This is a genomic window from Pseudomonas izuensis (assembly GCF_002356535.2).
GTDB lineage: Bacteria > Pseudomonadota > Gammaproteobacteria > Pseudomonadales > Pseudomonadaceae > Aquipseudomonas > Aquipseudomonas izuensis.
The window spans coordinates 1,260,625-1,285,433 of record NZ_AP017423.2; the positions used below are offsets into that span (position 1 = coordinate 1,260,625).

At 59.1% G+C, this 24,809-nt stretch carries 25 protein-coding genes and 2 tRNA genes; 14 read left to right on the top strand and 13 right to left on the bottom strand.

Annotated elements, in window-relative coordinates:
* Window positions 1-198 precede the first annotated feature (198 nt).
* From LAB08_RS05595 to recX, 7 genes are all read left to right on the top strand, one after another.
* On the top strand, window positions 199-384 hold the full coding sequence (locus LAB08_RS05595) for a Com family DNA-binding transcriptional regulator (RefSeq protein WP_096513142.1): 186 nt from the start codon (window positions 199-201) through the stop codon (window positions 382-384).
* Window positions 385-393: 9 nt separating this feature from the next.
* Window positions 394-1,224, top strand: a complete 831-nt coding sequence (locus LAB08_RS05600) for a putidacin L1 family lectin-like bacteriocin (protein WP_096513141.1) — start codon at window positions 394-396, stop codon at window positions 1,222-1,224.
* A gap of 167 nt (window positions 1,225-1,391) precedes the next feature.
* Window positions 1,392-1,739 (top strand): phage holin family protein, encoded by a 348-nt coding sequence (locus LAB08_RS05605; RefSeq protein WP_096513140.1) that lies wholly within the window; start codon window positions 1,392-1,394, stop codon window positions 1,737-1,739.
* A gap of 180 nt (window positions 1,740-1,919) precedes the next feature.
* On the top strand, window positions 1,920-2,489 hold the full coding sequence (locus LAB08_RS05610; protein WP_096513139.1) for a glycoside hydrolase family 19 protein: 570 nt from the start codon (window positions 1,920-1,922) through the stop codon (window positions 2,487-2,489).
* Between the two features lie 80 nt (window positions 2,490-2,569).
* Window positions 2,570-3,070 (top strand): CinA family protein, encoded by a 501-nt coding sequence (locus LAB08_RS05615; RefSeq protein WP_096515546.1) that lies wholly within the window; start codon window positions 2,570-2,572, stop codon window positions 3,068-3,070.
* A gap of 83 nt (window positions 3,071-3,153) precedes the next feature.
* Window positions 3,154-4,212: a recombinase RecA gene (recA, locus tag LAB08_RS05620; protein WP_096513138.1), complete on the top strand. Its 1,059-nt coding sequence runs from the start codon at window positions 3,154-3,156 to the stop codon at window positions 4,210-4,212.
* A gap of 8 nt (window positions 4,213-4,220) precedes the next feature.
* On the top strand, window positions 4,221-4,688 hold the full coding sequence (gene recX / locus LAB08_RS05625) for a recombination regulator RecX (protein WP_096513137.1): 468 nt from the start codon (window positions 4,221-4,223) through the stop codon (window positions 4,686-4,688).
* Window positions 4,689-4,730: 42 nt separating this feature from the next.
* Here the strand turns inward: recX and LAB08_RS05630 are convergent, their stop codons facing one another.
* Window positions 4,731-5,849: an LOG family protein gene (locus LAB08_RS05630; RefSeq protein ID WP_096513136.1), complete on the bottom strand. Its 1,119-nt coding sequence runs from the start codon at window positions 5,847-5,849 to the stop codon at window positions 4,731-4,733.
* 489 nt (window positions 5,850-6,338) lie between these two features.
* Here LAB08_RS05630 and LAB08_RS05635 point away from each other — a divergent pair, with 489 nt between their 5' ends.
* Window positions 6,339-6,539, top strand: a complete 201-nt coding sequence (locus LAB08_RS05635; RefSeq protein ID WP_096513135.1) for a hypothetical protein — start codon at window positions 6,339-6,341, stop codon at window positions 6,537-6,539.
* Here the strand turns inward: LAB08_RS05635 and LAB08_RS05640 are convergent, their stop codons facing one another.
* A complete protein-coding gene (locus LAB08_RS05640; protein WP_096513134.1) occupies window positions 6,540-6,965 on the bottom strand; it encodes a PA3611 family quorum-sensing-regulated virulence factor in 426 nt (141 codons plus the stop codon).
* A 186-nt stretch (window positions 6,966-7,151) separates the two neighbouring features.
* On the opposite strand from LAB08_RS05640, the gene LAB08_RS05645 reads away from it, so the two are divergent.
* From LAB08_RS05645 to LAB08_RS05655, 3 genes are all read left to right on the top strand, one after another.
* On the top strand, window positions 7,152-7,895 hold the full coding sequence (locus LAB08_RS05645; protein WP_096515544.1) for a tRNA-uridine aminocarboxypropyltransferase: 744 nt from the start codon (window positions 7,152-7,154) through the stop codon (window positions 7,893-7,895).
* A gap of 190 nt (window positions 7,896-8,085) precedes the next feature.
* The gene (gene erdR / locus LAB08_RS05650; RefSeq protein WP_096513133.1) at window positions 8,086-8,736 is read left to right on the top strand and encodes a response regulator transcription factor ErdR; all 651 of its coding nucleotides are present in this window, start codon (window positions 8,086-8,088) and stop codon (window positions 8,734-8,736) included.
* Window positions 8,737-8,810: 74 nt separating this feature from the next.
* Window positions 8,811-9,173 carry a diacylglycerol kinase gene (locus tag LAB08_RS05655; protein ID WP_095197038.1) on the top strand — a complete coding sequence of 121 codons (363 nt, stop codon included), beginning with the start codon at window positions 8,811-8,813 and terminating at the stop codon, window positions 9,171-9,173.
* On the opposite strand, the gene LAB08_RS05660 is transcribed toward LAB08_RS05655, so the two are convergent.
* On the bottom strand, window positions 9,170-10,096 hold the full coding sequence (locus LAB08_RS05660) for a LysR family transcriptional regulator (protein WP_096513132.1): 927 nt from the start codon (window positions 10,094-10,096) through the stop codon (window positions 9,170-9,172). The two genes, LAB08_RS05655 and LAB08_RS05660, sit on opposite strands and share 4 nt — an antisense overlap.
* A gap of 133 nt (window positions 10,097-10,229) precedes the next feature.
* On the opposite strand from LAB08_RS05660, the gene fpr reads away from it, so the two are divergent.
* Entirely contained in the window at window positions 10,230-11,009 is a 780-nt protein-coding gene (gene fpr, locus LAB08_RS05665; protein WP_003443014.1) for a ferredoxin-NADP reductase, read from the top strand.
* A 131-nt stretch (window positions 11,010-11,140) separates the two neighbouring features.
* On the opposite strand, the gene tsaA is transcribed toward fpr, so the two are convergent.
* The 6 genes from tsaA to rimO all read right to left on the bottom strand — a co-directional run bounded on the left by tsaA (window position 11,141) and on the right by rimO (window position 16,353).
* Window positions 11,141-11,839, bottom strand: coding sequence for a tRNA (N6-threonylcarbamoyladenosine(37)-N6)-methyltransferase TrmO (tsaA, locus tag LAB08_RS05670; RefSeq protein WP_096513131.1), 699 nt, complete (start codon window positions 11,837-11,839; stop codon window positions 11,141-11,143).
* A gap of 185 nt (window positions 11,840-12,024) precedes the next feature.
* Complete coding sequence (locus tag LAB08_RS05675; RefSeq protein ID WP_096513130.1) at window positions 12,025-12,795, bottom strand: SDR family oxidoreductase; 771 nt, start codon at window positions 12,793-12,795, stop codon at window positions 12,025-12,027.
* A gap of 177 nt (window positions 12,796-12,972) precedes the next feature.
* Window positions 12,973-13,443, bottom strand: a complete 471-nt coding sequence (locus LAB08_RS05680; protein WP_096513129.1) for a YehS family protein — start codon at window positions 13,441-13,443, stop codon at window positions 12,973-12,975.
* A 75-nt stretch (window positions 13,444-13,518) separates the two neighbouring features.
* The gene (locus LAB08_RS05685; protein ID WP_096513128.1) at window positions 13,519-14,229 is read right to left on the bottom strand and encodes an rRNA pseudouridine synthase; all 711 of its coding nucleotides are present in this window, start codon (window positions 14,227-14,229) and stop codon (window positions 13,519-13,521) included.
* Window positions 14,230-14,414: 185 nt separating this feature from the next.
* Window positions 14,415-14,888: a GNAT family N-acetyltransferase gene (locus LAB08_RS05690; RefSeq protein WP_096515541.1), complete on the bottom strand. Its 474-nt coding sequence runs from the start codon at window positions 14,886-14,888 to the stop codon at window positions 14,415-14,417.
* 127 nt (window positions 14,889-15,015) lie between these two features.
* On the bottom strand, window positions 15,016-16,353 hold the full coding sequence (gene rimO / locus LAB08_RS05695) for a 30S ribosomal protein S12 methylthiotransferase RimO (protein WP_096513127.1): 1,338 nt from the start codon (window positions 16,351-16,353) through the stop codon (window positions 15,016-15,018).
* A gap of 289 nt (window positions 16,354-16,642) precedes the next feature.
* Here rimO and LAB08_RS05700 point away from each other — a divergent pair, with 289 nt between their 5' ends.
* Window positions 16,643-18,544, top strand: coding sequence for a potassium transporter Kup (locus LAB08_RS05700; RefSeq protein WP_096513125.1), 1,902 nt, complete (start codon window positions 16,643-16,645; stop codon window positions 18,542-18,544).
* A 253-nt stretch (window positions 18,545-18,797) separates the two neighbouring features.
* Here the strand turns inward: LAB08_RS05700 and LAB08_RS05705 are convergent, their stop codons facing one another.
* The 4 genes from LAB08_RS05705 to LAB08_RS05720 all read right to left on the bottom strand — a co-directional run bounded on the left by LAB08_RS05705 (window position 18,798) and on the right by LAB08_RS05720 (window position 23,386).
* Window positions 18,798-20,093, bottom strand: a complete 1,296-nt coding sequence (locus LAB08_RS05705; RefSeq protein WP_096513124.1) for a virulence factor family protein — start codon at window positions 20,091-20,093, stop codon at window positions 18,798-18,800.
* Complete coding sequence (gene mprF / locus LAB08_RS05710; protein ID WP_096513123.1) at window positions 20,093-22,735, bottom strand: bifunctional lysylphosphatidylglycerol flippase/synthetase MprF; 2,643 nt, start codon at window positions 22,733-22,735, stop codon at window positions 20,093-20,095. Before mprF ends, LAB08_RS05705 begins: the two co-directional genes overlap by 1 nt.
* A 278-nt stretch (window positions 22,736-23,013) precedes the next feature.
* A tRNA-Met gene (locus LAB08_RS05715) sits at window positions 23,014-23,090 on the bottom strand.
* A 219-nt stretch (window positions 23,091-23,309) separates the two neighbouring features.
* Window positions 23,310-23,386: transfer RNA gene (locus tag LAB08_RS05720), tRNA-Met, on the bottom strand.
* Between the two features lie 301 nt (window positions 23,387-23,687).
* Between LAB08_RS05720 and dinB the strand changes: the two genes are divergently transcribed.
* Window positions 23,688-24,752, top strand: a complete 1,065-nt coding sequence (gene dinB / locus LAB08_RS05725; protein WP_096513122.1) for a DNA polymerase IV — start codon at window positions 23,688-23,690, stop codon at window positions 24,750-24,752.
* The last annotated feature ends 57 nt before the right edge of the window (window positions 24,753-24,809 follow it).

Genomic DNA, 24,809 nt, shown 5'->3' on the forward strand with positions numbered 1-24,809 from the left:
AGCGTAAAGCACCAGAAGCAGTTATCCGGCGGGCAGGGACCGCGGTCGGAAGAACAATTTGAATGGACCCGTACCGCGCCAGTAGCGCCGACAGGTCGATGCGAAGGACCGCACAGGGCTTTTTGGAATAACTACCTCGTCCGAGGCCTATCAACTTCATCTACAGAAAGGATTCGGCAGAAGCCAGGAGGCATCGTGATGTTGAAAGATTACAGATGTGGGCAGTGCAAAAGGCTTCTCGCCCGAGTGGGTGAGTACACCGAGCTCCAAGTCAAATGCTCCCGATGCGGAACATTGAATCACGTGAAGGCCGCGAGCCTTGAGCGATCGCCATTGAGCGACATGAAAGCGCAATCCCGCGCACAAAACCATTCGACTCAATAGGTGATAAACATGGCAGGACGTACACGTATTCCGTTTCAAGGCAGCGGCACTTCGATTCTCCCCGCTTATCAAACCATGACCCCGGGTCAGTTCCTTCTTTCGCCAAATGGCCGATTCAAGCTGTTGCTTCAGGCCGATGGCAATCTGGTGCTGTTGGACAATGGCACAGTGGCATGGGTCGCTAACGAGGCTCAGCCTTACAGTTCAACCATTCCACTGCGTAACAATGAACCGACACAGTTCTTCATCCAGTACGGCGCATTCCTATACGACCCGGCCCGGGCGCGTACCTGGCTGTCGAACAACAGTACGTTTACCAGTGAGGATCAATGGAATCGAACCCACCTGGTTCTGCAGGACGATGGGAACATCGTACTGGTTGACTCCCAGGCGATCTGGAGCGGTACGCCGTCAATTGCGCCGATTGCCGGCTCTACCGCTTCCGTGGTTATCAGTGGCCCTGCCGAGCTTGCCATGGGCATGCCCTATTTTTCCGGTGATAGCGCCCTGATTTTCCAGGGTGACGGCAACGTTGTGGTCTACGGTCCGAACTGGAGTGTTCGTTGGGCGAGCTACACGCAGAACAAAGGAGCGGTCAAGGCGGTCATGCAGGCTGATGGCAACTTTGTTGTTTATGCTGCCAACGATGTGCCTTTGTGGAACTCCGGCACCGCAGGTCATTCAGGCGTCGTGCTGCGGCTGCAACCGAACGGCGGCTTTTCTGTCGTGAAAGAGACGCCTGTCTGGGCACGATTCGGGTACAAGCCGACCTACCGTCCAATCCGGTTGATCGACGGGACTTCTTTCAAGACCTTTGATATCTGGACATGGGCAGTTTGAGCCGCATGGCTCAGCAAGTCGCTCCAGCGTTCGATTAAAAGTGACTGATACGTCCAGCTCTGCCGTCGGTGGGGCTGGATGCGCTTGCTGTTGGAGAATGTATCGACAACGCGTGTGTTGCGCGTTGTTTAAGGTCACTGATCAATCACCCCACCAGGAGACGGGACATGACAAACGAGCTACAGGCGTTGCTGGACATGCCGATCTGGCTGGTCATCGTGCTCGCCTTGATGGGCGGGGTGTCTGGCGAAATGTGGCGCGCCGACAAGGAGGGCGCCCGCGGCTGGTCCTTGCTGCGACGCCTGGCCCTGCGTTCCGGAGCCTGCATGATTTGCGGGGTCTCGGCCATCATGCTGCTGTATGCCGCCGGCATGTCGATCTGGGCGGCGGGCGCGTTCGGTTGCCTTACAGCGATGGCCGGCGCGGATGTCGCCATTGGCCTTTATGAGCGCTGGGCGGCCAGGCGAATTGGCGTATGCGAAGTACCGTCGCGTGATTCTCGTCCGGATCAATAGTTGCCGTACGGCAACGTGCCTGGGCCCGACGACATAACACGACGCAACAATTGAAGCGGTCGCCCTCGACGGTCGAGCCTGTAATCTTGAGTTCAACAGGATCGGCGAGCCGTTGGAGACAGTGCAGGTGTTTTTACGGAGAAGCCTGTGAAACTCACCTCTTAACCAGTGGAGCAAACGATGCTTCTGACCGAGCAGCAGTTACTGAAGATCTTCCCCAACGCCCGCTCCCAAGCGGGCGTTTTCATATCAGTCCTCGACAGCGCCATGGCTCACCGCAACATCAATACGCCCATGCGCATTGCAGCGTTCCTGGCACAAGTCGGTCACGAGTCGGGGCAGTTGCAATACGTGCGTGAATTGGGCAGCGATCAATATCTGAACAAGTACGACACCGGTGCGTTGGCTGCGCGTCTGGGCAACACCCCGGAACCCGACGGCGATGGCCAACGCTATCGCGGTCGAGGACTTATCCAGATCACGGGTCGGCACAACTATCGCGAATGCAGCCGCGGGCTGTTTGGCGACGAGCGTCTGCTTGACGTGCCTGAACTGCTGGAGCAACCCCGGTGGGCAGCCGAATCCGCAGCGTGGTTCTGGGAGCAAAACGGTCTTAATGAACTGGCCGACCGCGACCAGTTCAACAGCATTACCCGTCGCATCAATGGTGGCTTGAACGGACTGCAGGATCGTTTGCAGCTCTGGGCGCGGGCGAGGGCGGTGTTATGCCAGCCTTCGCCAGCCCGCTAACATTTTGATCGATGCTGTAACTTGCAAGCGCGATCCGCTCGTGTACGGTAGTCCTCATTCCGCTCGATCAGGAGATGACCGTGAAAGAAATCACCCAATTGGCCGCTGAACTTGGCAGACGCCTGCAGGTTCTCAATGCCCACGTCACCACCGCGGAGTCTTGCACCGGTGGCGGGATCGCCGAGGCAATTACCCGTATTCCGGGAAGTTCGGCGTGGTTCGAAGCCGGTTATGTCACCTACTCCAATCGACAGAAAACGCTGCAACTGGATGTTCCGGTGGGATTGTTCACCACGGTGGGGGCGGTCAGTCGCGAGGTGGTGGAGGCGATGGCAAGGGGCGCCCAGGAAAAAAGCCGTGCGTATTTTTCGGTGGCGGTCAGTGGCGTGGCAGGACCGGACGGCGGCTCCCCGAGCAAGCCGGTAGGCACTGTCTGGCTGGCCTGGGGTGTGGGTGAGCAGCGATTCAGTGAGGTGCAGCACTTCTCCGGCAACCGCGACGAGGTCCGCCGACAAACGGTGAAGGCCGCGCTAGAGGGGCTGCTGCGGTATGCCGCGGCAGAAATCTCAAATCAGGGGTAGGCGATCCTTAAACCCTGTGGAATAATACTGGCTACTTATACAGGTGTTGGCCGTCAGGCCTTATTGATTACGTGAGGACTTTAATGGACGACAACAAGAAGAAAGCCTTGGCTGCGGCCCTGGGTCAGATCGAACGTCAATTCGGCAAGGGTGCCGTAATGCGTATGGGCGATCAGGACCGTCAGGCGATCCCGGCCATCTCCACTGGCTCTCTGGGTCTGGACATCGCACTGGGCATTGGCGGTCTGCCAAAAGGCCGTATTGTTGAAATCTATGGTCCTGAATCTTCCGGTAAAACCACACTGACATTGTCTGTAATCGCCCAGGCTCAAAAAGCCGGCGCGACCTGCGCATTCGTCGATGCCGAACACGCCCTCGACCCTGAGTACGCCGGCAAGCTCGGCGTCAACGTTGACGACCTGCTGGTTTCCCAGCCGGACACCGGTGAACAGGCCCTGGAAATCACCGACATGCTGGTGCGTTCCAACGCGGTTGACGTGATCATCGTCGACTCCGTGGCGGCACTGGTACCAAAGGCTGAAATCGAAGGCGAAATGGGTGACATGCACGTGGGCCTGCAAGCCCGTCTGATGTCCCAGGCGCTGCGTAAAATCACCGGTAACATCAAGAACGCCAACTGCCTGGTGATCTTCATCAACCAGATCCGTATGAAGATCGGTGTGATGTTCGGCAGCCCGGAAACCACCACCGGTGGTAACGCGCTGAAGTTCTATGCATCGGTTCGTCTGGACATCCGCCGTACTGGCGCGGTGAAAGAGGGTGATGAAGTTGTCGGTAGCGAAACCCGCGTCAAGGTTGTGAAGAACAAGGTGGCTTCGCCGTTCCGTCAGGCCGAGTTCCAGATTCTTTACGGCAAGGGCATCTACCTCAATGGTGAGATGATCGATCTGGGTGTTCTGCACGGCTTCGTCGAAAAATCCGGTGCCTGGTATGCCTACGAAGGCACCAAGATCGGTCAGGGCAAGGCTAACTCGGCCAAGTTCCTGGCGGATAACCCGGAAGTCGCAGCAAAACTCGAGAAGCAACTGCGTGACAAATTGCTCTCTCCAGCAGCCGTAGCGGACTCCAAGGCATCTGCGGTCAAAGAGACCGAAGATGATCTGGCTGACGCTGATATCTGATTGATCCGATGATCGCCGTACTCGATACACTCGTCGCGGTGCGGCGAACCGCCATGGACCTGCTCGCGCGACGCGAGCATGGTCGAGTCGAGCTGACGCGTAAACTGCGTCAGCGCGGCGCTCTCCCCGAAATGATCGAAACAGCACTCGACCGGTTGACGGAAGAGGGCTTGCTCTCCGAATCCCGTTACCTCGAAAGTTTCGTTTCCTACCGTGCCCGTTCCGGCTATGGGCCTTTGCGCATTCGTGAAGAGTTAAGCCAGCGCGGTCTGCAACGAAGCGATGTCGAACTGGCCTTGCGCGAGAGTGGTATCGATTGGCAGGTTCAACTGGAAGATACCTGGCGACGCAAGTTCTCCGGGCACTTACCGATAGACGCCCGGGAACGTGCCAAGCAAGGCAGGTTCCTGGCATATCGGGGATATTCCATGGAAATGATCAGCCGCTTGTTCAGCGGCCGGGGTATGGACGATTGACTGAAACGGCTCGCTATTTCGATAGCGGGCCGTTTTTGTACCTTACGTAACCTTTGAAGATTCCCGCGCGCGCTGTTGTGCCTGTGGCTGGAGTTGTGCCCAGTTTTCCGGCAGGTTGATATAGTCCACCAGCTCCCGTAACCGGCCATGATCGCGGGCGTTGAAGGAGAAGGCCAGTCGAGCCAGATGGCTGAACTGCGCTTCATCGTGTTCTTCGCCGCTGTAGGCATGCTGGTGGAAATGATCGCTCAGGCACAGGTCAGCGAACGCTTCCTGCATGTGTTCGAGTGCCCGGTCACTGAGCTTGTGGTTCATGCGAATCACGAACTGATGCTTGAGCCAGCGGCTGGAGTGGAAGTTGCTGTAGAACTGGTTGATGTGTTCGACAGCTTCCTCGGCGCTGTAGACCAGTCTCACCAGTTTCATGTCGGTGGGCAGGATGTAGCGATTTTCCTCCAGTTGCTGGTGGATGAAGTCCAGCGCCCCTTGCCAGAATTTGCCACCCGGCGCGTCCAGCAGCACCACCGGCACCAGTGGGCTCTTGCCGGTCTGGATCAGTGTCAGCACTTCGAGCGCTTCATCCAGGGTACCGAAACCGCCAGGGCACAGCACCAGTGCATCGGCCTCCTTGACGAAGAACAGCTTGCGGGTGAAGAAGAAGTGGAAGGGCAGCAGGTTGGTTGTGCCGTTGACGGTGGGGTTGGCATGCTGTTCGAAGGGCAGGGTGATGTTGAAGCCCAGGCTGTGTGCCAGTCCGGATCCTTCGTGGGCTGCGGCCATGATGCCGCCACCGGCACCGGTGATGACCATCATGTCCGAGCGTGCCAGCGCGGCACCGAGCTCCCGGGCCAGTGCGTACAACGGGTGTTCCATGGGGGTGCGGGCCGAGCCGAACACCGTGACCTTGCGTCGGCCCTTGAACTGTTCCAGCACACGGAATGCGTGCTCCAGTTCGCGCAGGGCCTGCAGGGTGATCTTGGCATTCCAGCGATTGTGGTCTTCCTGGGCCATGCGCAGCACGGTCAGGATCATGTCGCGGTAGATGGGGGTGTTCGGGCTGTTGGGTGAAACAAGGTTGAGTTGTTCTTCGACCTTGCTGATGAGGTCGTGGCCGCTTTCTTCAAAATGACGGCTCAAGAGGTCATTCGGTTGGTAAGGCATTCAACTTCTCCTTCTGCACAGAACCCTCGGCCCCGACAAAACAAGTATCGACGCCACGACAACTCCTGTGTCGCTGTCTGCCCAAGCCCATGCCTGGGCGATCCACTTGACCCGGATGGTCATCGGGTCATCCAAACAGGCTCTGTTTTTCCCTTGGATGAAAGAAATATTCGCATAACGCAATACGTATCGGGCGGGCCCCTTTTCCTGCCCTGAACAAGTGAGCGTGGATACCTTGAATCTAGACCCTTGGAGTGATTTGCGCTGCTTTGATCATTGCCCCACAAAGTCTTTCCTGGCAACCGCTTGCTGACGATTTGCAAGGAGGTTTCGCCGCTCGTCCGAACGTGCGCCGCCTGTTCTGTACTCTGATTTACTAAGTTACAGGTATCACACGACAACTTCGCGTCAACGGCAGGACGCACGTAACAAGAGGTTTAAGGATATATCGCTCAACAGGAGCGAAGAGCAAGGAGGCGGGAGCCAGTCATGGCCAGAGTCGTTCTGGAAATAGAGATCGATACGCAACTGTATCGATTGCTGAAGTCATCAGCCGAGACCAATCATTTGAGTCTTGAAGAGGAGTGCTGCCGAAGACTGGAGGGAGCAGAACGGCGCTCGCGTTACCTGCAGGCATTGTTGGCAGATCTGCGCGCCGAAGATGAACAGCGGCGCGCCAAATCCAGATAGTTACTTCTTCTTCGTCGGTGTGGCTTTCGGGCAATCGGATTCCTGGAAACTGGCGGAGCCAATCGCGCGATTGGTCTTCACCTCGGTGAAGTCGTAACGCATGATTGCGCCCTTCTTCATCAGCTTGCGGTAGCCGTCGTTTCTGCACACGGAGGCGCCAAGCTGGAAGTACACCGCTTTCGGGTCAGCCCGCATCTTGTCGGCGTGGCTGCTTTGCACGCTCAAGTGGTTGATCAGTGTATTGCCTTCGACGGTGTAGCCCTGATCGAGAATGTCTTCGTTGATCGCCCGTGGCGTGCCGACGCTGCTTTGTTCGGCGACGTTTCGCAGCTCTCTGTTCAGATTCTGCTCACTCAGGGATGCAGCCTGAGCGTTGATGGACGACGCTAACAGAATGGCAGCGGTGGGAACGATAAGGCGCAGCATGAAACTCTCCTGGTTCAGTGACTGGTGGTTCGACCCGCCACGTGACTGTGCGTTCAATGGCGGCGAATTATAGGGGAGCCCGTCTGGACGGTACAGGCTTGTGCCGGCAGCTCTGGTAAACTGCGCGCCTTTATTGCCCTGAGAGCTATTCGTGTCGAGTTTCCCAGTATGCCGGCGTTGCCCACGATGAAACATGCCCCCAACGCCGTAGCCCGCCTGCGCGATCAACGCGAAGATGAAGGCATCAAGCCGATTCAGGCCCGTGGCTGGCGCGCAACCCGTTGCCGCGCATGTCGTGTGATCGAGAGTCATTGCCTGTGCGCCTGGCGTCCGCAGGTCGAGACCCGCTCCGGGGTGTGCCTGATCATGACCAGCAAGGAAGTGTTCAAGCCGAGCAATACCGGTTGGCTGATCGCGGATGTGGTGCGCGATAACCACGCGTTCATCTGGTCGCGAACCGAAGTCGATCAGCAATTGCTTGCGCTGTTATCCGACCCGCAATGGCAGCCTTATCTGGTGTTTCCGGGCGAGTATGTCGAGCCCGAGCGTGTAACCCACAGTGTGACGGTGGATAGCGCCAGGCGACCGTTGTTCATTCTGTTGGACGCGACCTGGACCGAAGCCCGGAAGATTTTCCGCAAAAGCCCTTATTTTGATGGGTTGCCGATCCTTAGCCTGCTGCCTGAAAAACTCTCACGCTATCAATTGCGTCGGTCTACCCGCAGCGAGCACCTGTGCACCGCGGAAGTCGCGGCGCTGTGCCTTGACCTGGCGGGTGATGTGCAGGCGGCATCAGCTCTGGACGCCTATTTTGATGTGTTCAGTCAGCATTACCTCGATGCAAAACGGCAGCTTGAGATGAATGTTGAAACACCGGCGCATGCCGAGTTGCTGCCGTTTGTGCAGAACGACGTCTCTGTCATGTGCTGATTGTCGCCCATACTGCAAAAGACTGTGCTGGCCATGTGGCTTGACCACCCTGGCTTCGCTGGGCATGCTTGGCGCCGATTGGGGCGCGGCCTGAGTTAGATACACCGTAGACATTGGTGTTGAACGTGCCCTGTTGGTACAGCTTCGTGGCTGCACCTCGAGTTGTTTGAAAAACAGGATCATTTGAAAAATGGCCACATACGAAATCCTGATTGCCGATGACCACCCGCTTTTTCGTTCCGCCTTGCATCAAGCGTTGACCCTGGGGCTTGGCCCCGATGTCCGTCTGGTGGAAGTGGCGAGCATTGCCGAACTGGAAATTCGATTGACCGAAAAGGCCGACTGGGATCTGGTGCTGCTGGATCTGAATATGCCGGGGGCGTATGGTTTTTCCGGGTTGGTGCTGTTGCGCGGCCAGTACCCGCAGATTCCCGTGGTGATGGTTTCCGCCCAGGAAGAAGCGTCGGTGATGGTCAAGTCCCGTGAATTTGGCGCCAGCGGTTTTATTCCCAAGTCCAGTGACTTGAGCGTGATCCAGAAAGCCGTGCGTGCAGTACTCGATGGCGACGTTTACTGGCCACCCCAGGCATTTGAAGCGGTCAGCGTTTCCGATGAGGCCAAAGCGGCCAGTGAGGGCCTTGCCAGCCTGACCCCACAGCAGTTCCGGGTGTTGACCATGGTCTGCGAAGGCCTGCTCAACAAGCAGATTGCTTACGAGCTGGGCGTTTCCGAAGCGACTATCAAGGCCCACGTCACCGCGATTTTCCGTAAACTGAATGTGCGAACCCGAACCCAGGCGGCATTGCTCCTGCAACAACTTGAGTCAATTTCGAGCCACTAAGGGTTGGCAACTTCACGCTTTTTTGACTTTGGTTAATCTAGTTTTTCCCACTCCATTTTTGGTCAGCTACCTACATGTCCCCTTTTAAAGGCCAGACCGGCCTGAAACGCATCCTCAATGCTTCTGGATATTCCTTTGACGGCTTGCGCGCCGCCTTCACCGGCGAAGCGGCCTTCAGGCAGCTGGTATTGCTCAACGTCATCCTGATCCCCTTGTCGTTCTTCTTGAACGTCAGTCGCGTTGAGCAGGCGTTGCTGATTGCGGTCTGCCTGCTGGCCTTGATTGTCGAGTTGCTCAACTCGGCAGTGGAAGCGGCCATCGACCGCATTTCCCTTGAGCGGCACCCGCTGTCGAAAAACGCCAAGGACATGGGCAGCGCCGCGCAACTGGTGGCGTTGACCATGATCGCCCTGGTGTGGGCGGTGATTCTGCTTTAAGCAATCGTTGGCAGCACGATCTCGTCGCTGCGCTGGACCCCTGCGGTGAAAGCGCGGCACAGATCGAGGAACTCGCGCATGGCCGACGTCTGGTATTTCTGCTTGTGCCAGATGAAGTAGAACTGCCGCGCCAGGTCCAGATCCGGTGTTTCCACCGGGACCAGGCTGCCTCGACGGAACGCATCGCGCAGTGCCAGTCGTGAAATGCAGCCAATCCCCAACCCAGACTCCACCGCGCGCTTGATCGCTTCGGTATGTTCCAGTTCCAGGCGAATGTTCAGCGCGCTGTGGTGATGACGCATGGCCTGATCGAACGTCAGCCGCGTGCCGGAGCCTTGTTCGCGCAGAATCCAGGCTTCATGGCTCAATTCGTCCATGGTCGCGATGCCGCGTTGCGCCAGCGGATGTTGAGGGGCGCAAAACACCACCAATTCATCTTCGACCCAGCTCTGCACTTCGATGTCCGGGTGGCTGCAGTCGCCTTCGATCAGACCCAGATCAATTTCGTAGTGGGCCACCTGCTGCACAATATTGGCGGTGTTCTGCACATGAAGCTTCACCTGGCTTTCAGGGTGGCGCTGCATGAAGCCGCCAATCAGCAGCGTAGCCAGGTAATTGCCGATGGTCAGGGTCGCGCCCACCGCCAACGAGCCAAAACCGGACTTGCCGTTGAGCAGGTCTTCGATCTCCTTGGCCTGGTCGAGCATCGCCACCGCTTGCGGCAGCAGCTGTTTGCCGAGGGCGTTGAGGCTCAGCCGTTTGCCGGCACGGTCGAACAGCTGGCAGCTGGACTGGCGCTCCAGTTCGGTGATCGAGGTGCTCGCCGCCGATTGCGAAAGATTAAGCAGGCCCGCAGCACGGGACACGCTTTCCTGCTGGGCAACGGCGACAAATACTTGAAGTTGACGGAGAGTAAATCGCATATCGATATAACCGATAACCCTTATCTTAATAATCCATTTAACAGATATTGTCACTGCTATTAGAATGCGATGCAATTGCGCGCCGCTCATAGAATGCGGAGCATGCGCCGACAATCTCCAGGAGTCCCCGTACATGAGCAACATGAACCACGAGCGTGTCCTCAGTGTTCATCACTGGAACGACACTCTGTTCAGCTTCAAGTGCACCCGTGATCCGGGCCTGCGCTTCGAGAACGGTCAGTTCGTGATGATCGGCCTGCAACAACCCAATGGCCGCCCGCTTATGCGCGCTTACTCGATTGCCAGCCCGAACTGGGAAGAACATCTCGAGTTCTTCAGCATCAAGGTGCCTGATGGTCCGCTGACTTCCCAATTGCAGCATCTGAAGGAAGGCGACGAGATCATCATCAGCAAGAAGCCTACGGGCACGCTGGTGCTGGATGACTTGAAGCCTGGCAAGCATCTGTACCTGCTCAGCACCGGCACTGGTCTGGCGCCGTTCATGAGCGTCATTCAGGACCCGGAAACCTACGAGCGTTTCGAAAAAGTGATCCTGTGCCACGGCGTGCGTTACGTCAACGAAGTCGCCTACCGTGAGTTCATCACCGAGCACCTGCCGCAGAACGAGTTCTTCGGCGAAGCCCTGCGTGACAAGTTGATCTACTACCCGACCGTGACCCGCGAGCCGTTCGAGAACGAAGGGCGCCTGACCGACCTGATGCGCAGCGGCAAGCTGTTCAGCGACATCGGTCTGCCACCGATCAACCCGCAGGACGACCGCGCCATGCTGTGCGGCAGCCCGAGCATGCTCGACGAGACCAGTGAAGTGCTGAACAGCTTCGGCCTGAAAGTCTCGCCGCGGATGCGCGAGCCGGGTGATTACCTGATCGAGCGTGCATTCGTCGAGAAGTAAGAACACCGCTCAACTGCTTGCTTTACCTGTGGGAGCGAGCCTGCTCGCGAAGAGGATGTCATGGTCAACATTGATGTTGACTGATGCGCCCACTTCGCGAGCAGGCTCGCTCCCACAGTTGTTTCTGGCGTTTACACCTTTACGGGGATGACTTCGAGCACACGGATCAGCTCCGGGGTCGGGTAATGCCAACGCACATCCACATCCCAGAACTGCGCGCCATATTCCCGTTCCGGCGCGGGTGTCTGGTACGCCGGGCGCGGATCCTGCGCCAAACATTGCTCGATCAACGCCACCAAGGGCTCTGCAAGGCGCTGAGCGTGTTCGTGGGCCTGTTCCAGGGCGCTGTCTGTCCACTGCACGGGAATAAGGTGCGGCGCGGCGCTGGCGATGCTGTTGGAGGCGTTAACGATGATGTCGGCGTAGGGCACATAAGGCTTGATGTCCAGAATCGGCGTGCCATCCAGCAGATCGATGCCGGAAATCCACAGGCGATTGGCTTCGACCTTGTCCAGTTTGACCACTGATTGACCAATGCCGTTGGGGCGGTGGGTGGCGCGGGTGGCAAACACGCCCATGGATTTGTTGCCACCCAGGCGAGGAGGGCGGACTTTCAGCCGTGGTTTTTCTTCGAGTGCCTGATGAAACAGGAACAGTAGCCAGACATGGCTGACCTGTTCCAGGCCCTGTACTGCATCGCCCTGATCGAAGGGCGTCACCAGTTCCAGAACACCGCGTGCGGCCGGGGCCAGTTGCGGTTGACGCGGGATGGCGAACTTCTCCTTGAAGCAGGAGCGCACGAAGCCGATGGGGGAAACGCTGTAGGTCATGGATTGCGGTCGAGGCGGGGAAGAGGCGGGCATGATAACCCGTTCGATCTGGATTCAGTTGTGCCTGTCAGTCCGCTATCGCGAGCAGGCTCGCTCCCACAGTAGATCTCTGTCGATCACAAAATGTGTGAACACGGAAAATCCCTGTGGGAACGAGCCCGCTCGCGAAGGCCGCACAGCCGATCTCAGAGGCTGAACCCACCATCCAGCGGAATGATATTCCCGGTCATGTAGGCCCCGGCGGTACTCGCCAGGCTGATTGCCAGCGCTGCCATCTCTTCTTCCCGACCCCAACGCTTCATGGGAATCAACGCCGTATCTTCCGCCAGTGCCTGTTCATCATTGCCGATGTGTTGGGTCATCTTGCTGGGAAAGCGCCCCGGGGCGATCACGTTGACGTTGATATGCTGGCTCACCAGCTCCCGCGCCAGAATCCGCGACAGTTGATGCAGCGCCGCTTTGCTGGGTCCGTAGGCATAGGCCTGCTCGCCAAAGGATGAAATCCCGGCGACCGAGCCGATGTTGATGACCCGGGCGGGATTGGCCGCTGAGCCGGCCTTGCGCAGTAGCGGCAGGAATTGCTGGATACAGTTGAATACCGACGTCACATTGAGCTGCATGACCTTTTCCCAGCCCTTGATCGGGTAACTCTCCAACGGAGCGCCCCAAGTGGTGCCGGCGTTATTGACCAGGATGTCGAGGTGGGTGATCTGCTCGCCCAGGCGCGTAGCCAATTGCAGGACACCGTCTTCCGTGGCCAGGTTGGCCGCTACGCCGTGGCAGCGTCCGAATGCACCGAGTTCGTCAGCCGTTTGCCGGCAGGCTTCGGCATCGCGGGCGCAGACGTACACGGTGGCGCCCGCCTCGACATAAGCCTTGGCGATCATCTTGCCGATACCGCGGGTGCCGCCGGTCACCAGGGCGGTGCGGCCTTGCAGGGAAAAGTAGGGATGCATGGCAAATCCTGAGGGCTGAGGGTCTTTACACCCTAGTCGTCAGCCGCCGGAAGCGGAGCCACTATTTTTGTGCGGAATGGGGGGCTATGCAGCTTTGTGGGAGCACAGCTTGCTGGCGATGGCGATTTCAAGGACGCCATCGCCAGCAAGCTGTGCTCCCACAGAATGCGGTGGCGATTACTGCGGGCGTACGCGCAGGGTCAGACCCTTGAGGAAGTTGCGCAGCAACTGGTCGCCGCACGGACGATAGTTGGTGTGGCCGAACTTGCGGAACAGGGCGCTCAGCTCAGGCTTGGACACCGGGAACTCGGCGGCCTTGAGGATCGCGTGCATGTCGTCTTCCTTGAGTTCGAAGGCCACGCGCAGTTTTTTCAGGATGATGTTGTTGGTCACCGGCACTTCAATCGGCATTGGCGGACGGCTTTCGTCCTTGCCGCGCTTGAAGATCACCAGGCCGTCGAGGAAGTGCGCCATGACTTCGTCCGGGCAGCGAACGAAGCCTTCCTCGTCTTCTTCTTTCTTGTCCAGGTATGTCAGAAGATCTGCCAGGCTCACGTCCATGCCGCCGAGCTTGATGATCTCGATGACTTTCTTGTCGCTGATGTCGAGCATGTAGCGCACGCTGCGCAGTACGTCGTTATGAATCATGTGTGCAGTCCTGATATTCAGCTGTGGGCGTCGCGGCCAGGCGCGGCGCCGAAATGTGTGGCGGCGTGAAAAGTCTTAGAACTTCTCTTTGCCGGACAGGTAGCGCCATTGCCCCAGGGGCACTTTGCCGATGGATACGCCGCCGATGCGAATGCGGCGGATGGCCACGACCTTCAGGCCGACAGCCTGGCAGAACAGGGCGATCACACCCGATTGCGGGTTCTTCATGGCGAAGCGCAGGCGGTTTTCGTTCTGCCAGCTGGCCTTGACCGGCGGCAGTTCCTTGCCCTTCCAGGTCAGGCCGTGCTGCAGACGGTTGAGGCCATGCTCGACCATATCGCCTTCGACCTCGACCACGTATTCCTGCTCGATCTTGCTCGCATCAGCAGTCAGTTTGCGCAGGATCTTCCAGTCCTGGGTGAACACCAGCAAACCGCTGGCATTGGCCTGCAGGTCGGTGCTGGCGGTCAGGCGCTGGAAGTGGCCCTTGAGTGGGCGTTTGCCGTAGCGGTGTTCTTCGCTCAGGGTTTCGGCGCTGAGGGTCGCCATGGCGGTGTCCGCGTCCATGCCGGCGGGCACGTTGAGCAGGATAGTCACCGGCTCCGGCGCAGTGGCCTTGGCGTCCTTGTCGAGTTCGACTTTCTGGGTGCCGACCTTGAACTGCGGCTCGTCGATGACTTCGCCGTCGACAGTGACCCAGCCGCCCTCGATGAACAGCTCAGCCTCCCGACGGGAGCAACCGACGAGTTCGATGAGGCGTTTGGAAAGTCGAATCGGGTCAGTCATGACAAGGCCGTAACAAAAAAGGGGGGAGGCATTGTACCTGCCTGGCGCCGGTTAATCCCGGAACCATTTTGCCGCAGGGGCTTTTTGTAGGGGTTGGCTTGCCAGCGAAGAGGCCCGAGAGCCTTGCGACGATCAATCGGCCGCCTTCGCTGGCAAGCCAGCTCCTACAATTGTTCCGGGGTGTGTCAGCCATTGCGCGTCAGTTGATGCGCCTGGCGAAAGCGCATGTGCAACAGCGGATAGGGCTGCCCCATGCCGTCGACTTCCGAGCGGCCGATCACCTCGAAGCCCTGCTTGAAATAAAACCCCAGGGCCTGCGGGTTCTGTTCATTGACGTCCAGTTCGTCGGCGTTCAGGTGTTCCATGGCATAGCGCAACAACTGTTTGCCCAGGCCCTGGCCGCGGTGTGCGGGGTCGATGAAGAGCATTTCGATCTTGCCCGCTGCGACCCCGGCGAACCCGGTGATGCGCTGGCGCGAGTCTTTTGTGCAGATCAGCATCACGGCATCGAGGTAGCGGGTCAGTACCAGGTTCCTCAGCAGTTCGATGTAGCTGTCCGGCAGAAAATCATGAGTGGCGCGCACTGACGCTTCCCATAGCCGTGTCAGTTCTTCGTAGTCGCTCAGTTTCGGTGTATGGATGACCGAATGTTGGCGCATGGCCGGCTTCTCCCTGGTTTCAATCGCAATCGCTTTCAAGTAGGCGAGTTCCTTCTCCCACAAAACGATAGCCGTAAAAAAGCCCCGCATCTCGTCAAGAGAGCAGGGCTTTTCATATTTTTTGCGTTTAGATCTGCTCGGCCCAGAGGTCGTACTCGTCGGCGTCAGTCACTTTGCACCAGACCTTGTCGCCCGGCTTGAGGTTGCTGCCGTTGTCGATGAACACGTTACCGTCGATTTCCGGGGCATCGAAGAAGCAGCGGCCGACCGCGCCTTGCTCGTCGACTTCATCGACCAGCACTTCGATTTCACGGCCAATGCGCATTTGCAGGCGCGCCGAGCTGATGGCCTGCTGGTGCGCCATGAAACGCTCCCAGCGGTCCTGCTTGACGTCATCGGGCACAACTTCCAGATCGAGGTCGTTGGCCGGGGCGCCTTCGACAGGTGAGTACTGGAAGCAGCCGACGCGGTCGAGCTGGGCTTCGGTCAGCCAGTTCAGCAGGTATTGGAAGTCTTCTTCGGTTTCGCCGGGGAAACCGACGATGAAGGTCGAACGGATGATCAGGTCCGGGCAGATCTCGCGCCAGTTCTTGATGCGCGCCAGGGTCTTGTCTTCGAATGCCGGGCGTTTCATCGACTTCAGCACTTTCGGGCTGGCGTGCTGGAACGGGATGTCCAGGTACGGCAGGATCTTGCCGGCGGCCATCAGCGGGATCAGCTCGTCGACGTGCGGGTACGGGTAAACGTAGTGCAGGCGGACCCAGACACCGAGGGTGCTCAGGGCTTCACAGAGTTCGGTCATGCGGGTTTTCACCGGCGCGCCGTTCCAGAAGCCGGTGCGGTATTTCACGTCGACACCGTAGGCGCTGGTGTCCTGGGAGATTACCAGCAGCTCCTTGACGCCGGATTTGACCAGGCGCTGGGCCTCGTCGAGCACATCACCCACCGGACGGCTGACCAGTTTGCCGCGCATCGAAGGGATGATGCAGAAGCTGCAGCTGTGGTTGCAGCCCTCGGAAATCTTCAGGTAGGCATAGTGGCGCGGGGTCAGTTTGATCCCTTGTGGCGGCACCAGGTCGATCAGCGGGTTGTGATCCTGACGCGGCGGCACGACTTCGTGCACGGCGTTGACCACTTGCTCGTACTGCTGCGGACCGGTAACGGCCAGCACGCTCGGGTGTACGTTGCGGATGTTGCCTTCTTCGACGCCCATGCAGCCGGTCACGATGACCTTGCCGTTTTCCTTGATCGCTTCGCCGATCACTTCCAGGGATTCTGCCTTGGCCGAATCGATGAAGCCGCAGGTGTTCACCACCACGACATCGGCGTCCTGATAGGTGGACACGACGTCATAGCCTTCCATGCGCAGCTGGGTGAGGATGCGCTCGGAGTCGACCAGTGCTTTCGGGCAACCCAGGGATACGAAGCCAACCTTTGGATTGGCCGGCGCAGAAGTGGTGGACATGTCTAACCTCGGTATTTGTGACGCCTCCAGCCGCAAATGGGCAAGGCGACAATCGGGCGCTTTTTTGCGCCTCTGATCAAAAAGTGCGCAATTCTAGCGATGGCAGGCGCTCTTGACCAGCTTTATGCAGGGAAATACGACGAGTGCTGCGCTATGCTTCGCGCCGTTGGGCTTTACGAATTCCTTACAGTCAACAAAACGTCTGTATCAACAGGTAAAACAGCGCATGCTGCATCACAAAGCATAGTGCTTCGTATAAAGAAGCCGGTCTGGGAATCAGGAGTGTTGGATGGGTCAGGCAAGTAGTCACGCGGCGGGCGCCGGGCATTCGGTGGCCAAGCCGATCGGCATGCTGGTCGCGGCTGTCGGGGTGGTTTATGGCGATATTGGCACGAGCCCGCTGTACACCCTCAAAGAAGTGTTCTCGGGTGGCTATGGCGTGCCGGTCAACCATGACGGCGTGTTGGGGATTCTGGCGCTGATCTTCTGGTCGCTGATCTGGGTCGTGTCGATCAAGTACATGATGTTCGTGCTGCGCGCCGACAACCAGGGCGAGGGCGGGATCATGGCCCTGACTGCGCTGGCGCGGCGAGCGGCGGCGGGGCACGCCAAATTGCGCACTTTGCTGGTGGTCTGCGGGCTGATCGGCGCGGCGCTGTTCTATGGTGACAGCATGATCACCCCGGCGATCTCCGTGCTATCGGCCATTGAAGGCCTGGGGCTGGCATTCGAGGGTATCGACCACTGGGTGGTGCCGCTGTCCCTTGTGGTGCTGGTCGGGCTGTTTCTGATTCAAAGTCACGGCACCGCGCGCATCGGCATTTTGTTCGGGCCGATCATGGTCACCTGGTTTGTGGTGCTTGGGGCGCTGGGCGTCTACGGCATCCTGCAGCACCCCGAAGTGTTGCAAGCAGTGAATCCTGTGTGGGGTGTGCGTTTCTTCATCGTGCACCCGGGCATGGGCGTGGCGATCCTCGGTGCGGTGGTGCTGGCATTGACCGGTGCCGAAGCGCTGTATGCCGACATGGGCCACTTCGGTCGCAAGCCGATCGCCCGTGCGTGGTTCATCCTGGTGCTGCCGGCGCTGGTGCTGAACTACTTTGGCCAGGGCGCGCTGCTGCTCGGTGATCCGGAAGCTGCACGCAACCCGTTTTACCTGCTGGCGCCAAGCTGGGCGTTGATTCCGCTGGTCGGCTTGTCGACCCTTGCCACTGTGATCGCCTCCCAGGCGGTGATTTCGGGAGCCTTCTCCCTGACCCGTCAGGCGATCCAGCTCGGTTACATTCCACGCATGCACATCCGGCACACGTCCAGCGCCGAACAGGGCCAGATCTATATCGGTGCGGTGAACTGGGCGTTGATGGTCGGCGTGATCCTGTTGGTGATTGGTTTCGAATCCTCCAATGCCCTGGCTTCGGCCTACGGTGTGGCGGTAACCGGCACCATGTTGATGACCACTATTCTGGTGTCGGCAGTGATGTTGCTGTTGTGGAAGTGGCCACCGATCTTCGCGGTGCCGGTATTGCTCGGCTTCCTGTTGGTCGACGGTCTGTACTTCGCCGCCAACGTGCCGAAAATCGTGCAGGGCGGGGCATTTCCGGTGATCGCCGGTCTCGCCTTGTTTGTGCTGATGACCACCTGGAAACGTGGCAAGCAGTTGTTGGTGGATCGTATTGACGAGGGTGGATTGCCGCTGCCGATTTTCATCAGCAGTATCGCCGTACAGCCGCCGCATCGTGTGCAGGGCACCGCGGTGTTCCTCACCGCGCGTCCGGACGCCGTGCCTCACGCGCTACTGCATAACCTGCTGCATAATCAGGTGCTGCACGAACAGGTGGTGCTGCTGACGGTGGTGTACGAGGACATCCCGCGGGTGCCGCCGAATCGGCGCTTCGAGGTCGATTCCTACGGTGAAGGTTTCTTCCGGGTGATCCTGCATTTCGGCTTTACCGACGAACCGGACGTGCCGCAGGCATTGAAACTGTGTCATCTCGACGAATTGAATTTCAGCCCGATGCGCACCACGTACTTCCTCAGCCGCGAGACGGTCATCGCCTCCAAGCTCGAAGGCATGTCCCGCTGGCGCGAGGCGCTGTTCGCCTTCATGTTGCAGAACGCCAACGGCAACCTGCGCTTCTTCAATCTGCCACTGAACCGGGTGATTGAGTTGGGGACGCAGGTGGAGATGTAAGGCTGCATCACCAAAAAGCCCCCGACGGCCTTGCGGCTGCGGGGGCTTTTTTGTGGCCGCTATTTATGCACCACCGCCAATCTCTTGTGGGAGCGAGCCTGCTCGCGAAAGCGGACTTTCAGACAACTCAGATGCTGAATGTCAGTCCGTCTTCGCGAGCAGGCTCGCTCCCACAATGGATCTGCGGTGCCTGCAAGGCAATAAAAAGCCCCCGTAACCCAAAGGCTGCGGGGGCTTTTTTGAGGGGCTCAGATCACTCCTGAGCCTGCTCCTCTTTGGCTTGGCGCTTCTCGATGATGGTCACCAGGCGCTTGGCCAGTGCTGGGTAGTTCTCGTCGAAGTGGTGGCCACCTGGCAACTTGATCGCTTCGCCCACGGCTGTCTTGTCGGTGCAGCCGCTTTCGTCGACTTCTTCTTCACCATAGATGCACACCACTTTAGCGGCCGGCAGCTTGGCCATTTCCGGTCCGGTGGCGGCTTCCTTGCCGGCGTTGCCGAGCCAGCCTTCGACTTCGATTTCGAAACTGCCGGTGCGGGCGAAAGCCAGCAGGATGATTGCGTCGACGCGTTGCTGTTCCGATTCGGGCAGGCGGTTGTAGATCGCCGGCAGGACATCGGCGCCGAACGAGTAACCGGTGAGGATGAAGCGTTTGGTGCCCCATTTCTGCCGGTAGTGCTGCATCAGTTCGGTGAGGTCCAGGGCGCTTTGCTCGGGGCTCTTGTGCTGCCAGTAGTAACGCAGGGTGTCGATGCCGACTACGGGATAGCCGATCTTGGCCATTTCGCCCGCGACATCGCGGTCCAGGTCGCGCCAGCCGCCATCGCCGGACAGGAACAGGGTCACGGTGTCCTTGGCTTGGCCCGCTGGCACTTCGACCACCGGAATCTGCAGGCCGCCCGCCGCTTTGTCGCCACCGACGAGGATCTTGCGCAGTTCGTTGTTCAGCACTTGCGGCAGGTTGATGTCGTAGTCGCTGATGCTGGTTTCGGCGTTCGGTTGGTCACGCACGAAGCCGGCGCTGGTGTCGTCCGGATTGTCGTTCCACGCCACGAGCCAGCGGCCGTGGGCGGCACTTTTTGGCAGCAGGTGCGTGCAGCCGGGTTTTTCCAGGGCCAGGTCCACCGAAACGGCCTGGGATTTGTCGTCTTTCTGCTCGGACAACCAGCGCCAGGCCAGCACCGCACCTGGGCCGATACCGCTGACCAGGGTCGCCGGGCCTTTGAGTTCTCTCAGCCCCGATTGCAGCGCACGGCTTTGCAGCAGGCAGTCCTTGGGCAGGATCACCTGAACGATCTGCGCCGAGCCACTGCGGCTCAGGGTCAGCAATTGTTTGTCGCTGAGTTTCTGCTCTTCGTTGACCGCCACCAGCACCTGGGCGCGTGGCGTGTTGCCGGGGATGACGCGGGTCATCGCGGCGCCGTCGACCGGGTTCAGCTGTTCGAGGGTCGGTTCCGGAGCTGGCCGTTTGAGGTACCAGTAGCCACCACCGAGAATCAGGGCCAGCACAACCAGCGTGCCCAGTACGTAGCGCAAGGAGCGTTGAATCATCAGCGTTTCACCAATCCAGTCAAGCCGCCCGCGATCAGGGCAGCAGTGTCGGCCAGGGCAACCAGCGGATCGAGTCCGGCGGGTACGGCCATATAACGGGGTTCCCAGTCAGGCTGGAATTTGTCTTTGAAGCGGCGCAAGCCTTGGAAGTTGTAAAGCTGCTCACCACGGCGGAATACCATCGAGCCCAGGCGCTGGGTCAATGGCGCGCCGCGACGGGGTTGCAACCCCGACAACGGCACCATGCCCAGGCTGAAGCGCGCGTATCCGTGACTCTTATAGTGTTGGATCAGGCCGACCATCATGAATTCCATGGTCAGCTTGGGGGCGTCCGGGTGCGCGCGCATCAGGTCGAGGCTGGCCAGGTCATGGCTGTAGGTCTCGAGCAGATTGGCGAACGCCACCGGGCGCCCTTCGAAACGGATCACCGCAATGCGGAAGTACTTGAGGTAGTCATCACTGAAGCGGCCGAGGGAGAAGCCTTTCTCGCGCACGTTCTTGCCGGTCAGCCAGGCATCGGAAATCACCTTGAGCTCATCCATGGGCGCCTGACCCGGCTCGAAGACCTCCAGCGACAGGCCGTCGCGGGTGCCCCGGTTCCAGGTGTAGCGCAGGTCCTTCATCTCCTTGCCCTTGGCTTCGAGATCAAAGCGCTTGAGATCGACCCGGGCTTCTTCGCCAAGCTTGATCGCGGTCAGGCCAATGTCCATGTAATACGGCAGGTTCTCCGCACGCACCTGATAGAACACGGGCCGGGCATGGTGGATGTCGCACAGGTCACGGAACTGCCAGATCATTTCCGCCCGCTGCTGGCCCGGGCCGATCGGGTCGTACAGCGCCACGAGGCTGCGGCCACGGCGGGCATACATCAGGTACGCTTCGTCGTTGGTGTGAAACAGCAGCGCCTTGTCGCCGGTCAGGGCCAGGCCGCCATCCGGCTGTGCCGATGCCATGAGGATTTTGCTTGCGCGCTCCAGTTCATCGGGTGTCGGCAGGTGGATAATCGGGCGCGCGGTACGCAGTAGCCAGGTCAGGGACACCACCACCAGCAGGACCGCCGCACCCAGCAGCGAACGCAGGCCGCGGGGCGCATCGGCGTCGAGGGTGAACTGCCACCAGAGCTGATGGCTGTAGGGGACGTCCTGGTAGGCAAACAACAGCAGCCACATCGAGGCGCCGAGTACGCACAGGCTCGCCACCAGATACAGCGGCGAAAACGGCACTTCAGTCAAGCGGCTCGGACGATAGAACGAACGGCGGAAAACCCCCAGCAGGCTTGCGGTCAGGGTCATCAGGCAGGCTTCTTCCCAGTCGAAGCCCTTGAGCAGGGAGAGCAGGGCGCCGACCAGCAACAGAATGGTGGTCAGCATCCACGCCGCCGACAGTCGGCGACGCAGGCCCTGGGCCAGCAGCAGGCACAGCACGCCGATCAGACTGGCACCAAAGTGCGAGGCGTCAACCAGGCGGTGCGGAATCAGGAAGCCGATGTGTTCCAGTCGGGTGTCGATCTCCGGAGTAGCACCGGAGAACAGCAGCACCACGCCGGACAGGAACACCAGCACCGCCAGTATGGGCGCGGCCAGGCCCGATGCGGCCCGCAAGGACTGGCGTGTCTGGAACAAGCGCTGACCTTCGTTGATCAACAACAGCAGGCACGCCACCAACAACGGCAGGACCACGTAAATCAAACGATAGAGCAGAAGTGCAGCGGCCAGTGGGGCGGCGCCGAGGGTGTCGGAGAAGGCGGCGAGCAATATGGCTTCGAACACGCCGACACCGCCGGGCACATGGCTGAGCACCCCGGCGGCCAACGCCAGCAGATAAACCAGGAGAAACGCACCAAAGGGCGGCGCCTCCGGCAGCAGCAGGTAAAGCACGGTTGCAGCGGCGGCCACGTCCAGTGCGGTAATCACCAGTTGCAGAAAGGTCAGGCGGCGCCCTGGCAGACGCAAGGTGCGACGACCGACCTTTACCATCAGGTTATCGGCGTAGGGTTGTTCCGGCAGGCGGCGGCGGTAGATGCCGATAGCCAGCACGGCAAACAACAACAGCACGGCAGCTGCGATGGCGCCCAGCAAGGTTTCCGAGAGCCCCAATGCCGCAGAGGCGCCAGGCAGGTTGCTCAGGGTCGCCAGCGCGGCGAGTGGCGGCAGCGCGCAGCCGAGCGATAGGCTGGCGAACAGCGTCATGTGGGCGACTTCAGTGGCACCGAGACCGTGACGTGCATATAGACGGTAGCGAACCGAGCCGCCCGACAGCATCGAAAGACCGATGGCATTACCGATGGCGAAAGCGGTGAAGCCACCCAGTGCCAGGGTTCGCGGGGCCAGATGTACGCCTGCGTAGCGACTGGCCGACCATTCGTAACCGAGTAAAATGATGAAACCTGCCACGGTGGCGCCCAGCGCGCCGAGCAAGGACGGTTTGGGGACTTCGAGAATCGAGTCGTGCAGCGCGTCCAGGTCGAGTTCGCTCAACAGGTGGCGACAAGCAATCAGCGCGATGGCAAACAACAGCAAAGTGACCGCCAGACCAATGGGCTGACGGTATTTGCTGACGCGCTCAAGCAAACGCAACCGTTCGGGCTTGATCGGTTGTGTTGCTGTAACGGTGTCTTGTGAGTCAGACGAATCGGCGCGCATCAATCACCTCGTGGATTGTGCGCGACAGGATGGGGGTATCCAGCCAAGTTACCAATCCCTGTAGAAAAAAATAATCACAAATAATAACGCCTGACACTGAGTGTCGGCGATGGAGAATCATCAGTCGTAGAGCGCTCAGGTCGAAATTCAGCATAGTCTGAACTCCGTGCTTTGGTGGTCGCGAATGACTTACGACAGCGTGACAGATCATTGTTGCGAAAGGACTTTTTCAACAGATACAAAAAAGGCCACTCTTTCGAGTAGCCTTTTTTGATGTTTGGTTGCGGGAGCCGGATTTGAACCGACGACCTTCGGGTTATGAGCCCGACGAGCTACCAGACTGCTCCATCCCGCGTCTGTGTGGCGGCATTCTATAGAGATACGCCAGCGTGTCAACCGTTAATCCCGATCCGGGTCAAATAAACGTAAAAGCGCGGCAAGCGGTCGCAGGACGGTCTTAAGTTTCGGAATCTGAACGAATTCTCATTCCGGCATCCTGCCGATGAATGGTCGGATAGGCGAAAACACGCGCGCACAAAAAAGGCCACTCTTTCGAGTAGCCTTTTTTGATGTTTGGTTGCGGGAGCCGGATTTGAACCGACGACCTTCGGGTTATGAGCCCGACGAGCTACCAGACTGCTCCATCCCGCGTCTGTGTGTCGGCATTCTACAGAGGATCGACAGGCTGTCAACCGCCAATCTCGGTAAAACCTCTTCAGGTTCAATCGCTTAGCTTGCTGGTGAAGGTGTTGATCGGCCTGAGAGTCAGGCCTGGCAAGGGTTTCGGCTCTATTAGCCAGCGCTGTGCGATTGAGAAAATAAATTCATAAAGTGCTTTTCCTACGGCCGGCGAAGAACATTCAGACTACTGGTGCTATATACAGGTGTCGGTGAGATACTGCCTATCCGACACGGCAATCCGCCATTTCTTCACTCTGAACACCGCGTTGATATGACCCAGCGAAAAATCATCCACGTCGATTGTGACTGCTTCTACGCCGCCATCGAGATGCGTGACGACCCGCGCCTGGCTGGAAAGCCGCTGGCGGTAGGTGGGGCGGCGGATCGGCGTGGAGTGATTGCTACCTGCAATTATGAGGCTCGGGCCTACGGCGTGCGTTCGGCCATGTCGTCCGGGCATGCGTTGAAGCTGTGCCCGGACCTGACCATCGTCAAGCCGCGTATGGACGCCTATAGAGAAGCGTCGAAGGAAATTCATACGATCTTCCGCGATTACACCGACATCATCGAGCCGCTTTCCCTAGATGAGGCCTACCTTGATGTGTCGGACAGCGCGCATTTCGGCGGCAGTGCCACGCGTATCGCCCAGGACATCCGTCGGCGGGTGTCGAATCAGCTGCACATCACCGTCTCGGCAGGGGTGGCGCCAAACAAGTTTCTGGCCAAGATCGCCAGCGACTGGAAAAAGCCCAACGGCTTGTTCGTCATCACGCCGGATCAGGTCGAGGACTTTGTCAGCGGCTTGCCGGTGAGCAAGCTGCACGGAGTCGGCAAGGTAACCGCCGACAAGTTGGGCAAGTTTGGCATCCTCGATTGCGCGCAATTGCGCGAGTGGGACAAATTGGCGCTGGTGCGCGAATTCGGCAGCTTTGGCGAGCGCCTGTGGAGCCTGGCCCGCGGGATCGATGATCGCCAGGTGCACAACGACAGTCGCCGACAGTCGATCAGTGTCGAAAACACCTACGATGTCGACCTGCCGGACCTGGTGAGTTGCCTGGATAAGCTACCCGAGCTGCTGGATACCCTGGCCGGTCGCATCGCGCGTATAGACAGTAGCTACAGGCCGGGCAAACCATTCGTCAAAGTGAAATTCCACGATTTCACCCAGACCACCCTGGAGCAGGCCGGGGCAGGGCGGGATTTGGGCAGTTATCAGTTGTTGCTGACCCAGGCCTTCAATCGAGGCGGAAAACCGGTGCGGTTGTTGGGGGTGGGGGTGAGGCTGGAGGATTTGCGCGGCGGGTTCGAGCAGATGGAGTTGTTTGAGCGGTTGTAGGAGCGAGCCTGCTCGCGATGGTGTGTCAGTCAACAGCTATGTGCCTGATAGTCCATC

Excerpts from the sequence above, each read along its gene's own strand:
- LAB08_RS05675 (WP_096513130.1), bottom strand. The coding sequence starts at position 12,795 with ATGCATCCCTACTTTTCCCTGCAAGGCCGCACCGCCCTGGTGACCGGC.
- LAB08_RS05605 (WP_096513140.1), top strand. The coding sequence starts at position 1,392 with ATGACAAACGAGCTACAGGCGTTGCTGGACATGCCGATCTGGCTGGTC.
- LAB08_RS05595 (WP_096513142.1), top strand. The coding sequence starts at position 199 with ATGTTGAAAGATTACAGATGTGGGCAGTGCAAAAGGCTTCTCGCCCGA.
- LAB08_RS05635 (WP_096513135.1), top strand. The coding sequence starts at position 6,339 with ATGGCCAGAGTCGTTCTGGAAATAGAGATCGATACGCAACTGTATCGA.
- LAB08_RS05705 (WP_096513124.1), bottom strand. The coding sequence starts at position 20,093 with ATGATTCAACGCTCCTTGCGCTACGTACTGGGCACGCTGGTTGTGCTG.
- recA (WP_096513138.1), top strand. The coding sequence starts at position 3,154 with ATGGACGACAACAAGAAGAAAGCCTTGGCTGCGGCCCTGGGTCAGATC.
- LAB08_RS05640 (WP_096513134.1), bottom strand. The coding sequence starts at position 6,965 with ATGCTGCGCCTTATCGTTCCCACCGCTGCCATTCTGTTAGCGTCGTCC.
- LAB08_RS05610 (WP_096513139.1), top strand. The coding sequence starts at position 1,920 with ATGCTTCTGACCGAGCAGCAGTTACTGAAGATCTTCCCCAACGCCCGC.
- LAB08_RS05655 (WP_095197038.1), top strand. The coding sequence starts at position 8,811 with ATGTCCCCTTTTAAAGGCCAGACCGGCCTGAAACGCATCCTCAATGCT.
- erdR (WP_096513133.1), top strand. The coding sequence starts at position 8,086 with ATGGCCACATACGAAATCCTGATTGCCGATGACCACCCGCTTTTTCGT.
- LAB08_RS05685 (WP_096513128.1), bottom strand. The coding sequence starts at position 14,229 with ATGACTGACCCGATTCGACTTTCCAAACGCCTCATCGAACTCGTCGGT.
- LAB08_RS05700 (WP_096513125.1), top strand. The coding sequence starts at position 16,643 with ATGGGTCAGGCAAGTAGTCACGCGGCGGGCGCCGGGCATTCGGTGGCC.
- tsaA (WP_096513131.1), bottom strand. The coding sequence starts at position 11,839 with ATGACCTACAGCGTTTCCCCCATCGGCTTCGTGCGCTCCTGCTTCAAG.
- recX (WP_096513137.1), top strand. The coding sequence starts at position 4,221 with ATGATCGCCGTACTCGATACACTCGTCGCGGTGCGGCGAACCGCCATG.
- rimO (WP_096513127.1), bottom strand. The coding sequence starts at position 16,353 with ATGTCCACCACTTCTGCGCCGGCCAATCCAAAGGTTGGCTTCGTATCC.
- LAB08_RS05600 (WP_096513141.1), top strand. The coding sequence starts at position 394 with ATGGCAGGACGTACACGTATTCCGTTTCAAGGCAGCGGCACTTCGATT.
- LAB08_RS05690 (WP_096515541.1), bottom strand. The coding sequence starts at position 14,888 with ATGCGCCAACATTCGGTCATCCATACACCGAAACTGAGCGACTACGAA.
- LAB08_RS05645 (WP_096515544.1), top strand. The coding sequence starts at position 7,152 with ATGAAACATGCCCCCAACGCCGTAGCCCGCCTGCGCGATCAACGCGAA.
- fpr (WP_003443014.1), top strand. The coding sequence starts at position 10,230 with ATGAGCAACATGAACCACGAGCGTGTCCTCAGTGTTCATCACTGGAAC.
- LAB08_RS05630 (WP_096513136.1), bottom strand. The coding sequence starts at position 5,849 with ATGCCTTACCAACCGAATGACCTCTTGAGCCGTCATTTTGAAGAAAGC.
- LAB08_RS05660 (WP_096513132.1), bottom strand. The coding sequence starts at position 10,096 with ATGCGATTTACTCTCCGTCAACTTCAAGTATTTGTCGCCGTTGCCCAG.
- LAB08_RS05680 (WP_096513129.1), bottom strand. The coding sequence starts at position 13,443 with ATGATTCATAACGACGTACTGCGCAGCGTGCGCTACATGCTCGACATC.
- mprF (WP_096513123.1), bottom strand. The coding sequence starts at position 22,735 with ATGCGCGCCGATTCGTCTGACTCACAAGACACCGTTACAGCAACACAA.
- dinB (WP_096513122.1), top strand. The coding sequence starts at position 23,688 with ATGACCCAGCGAAAAATCATCCACGTCGATTGTGACTGCTTCTACGCC.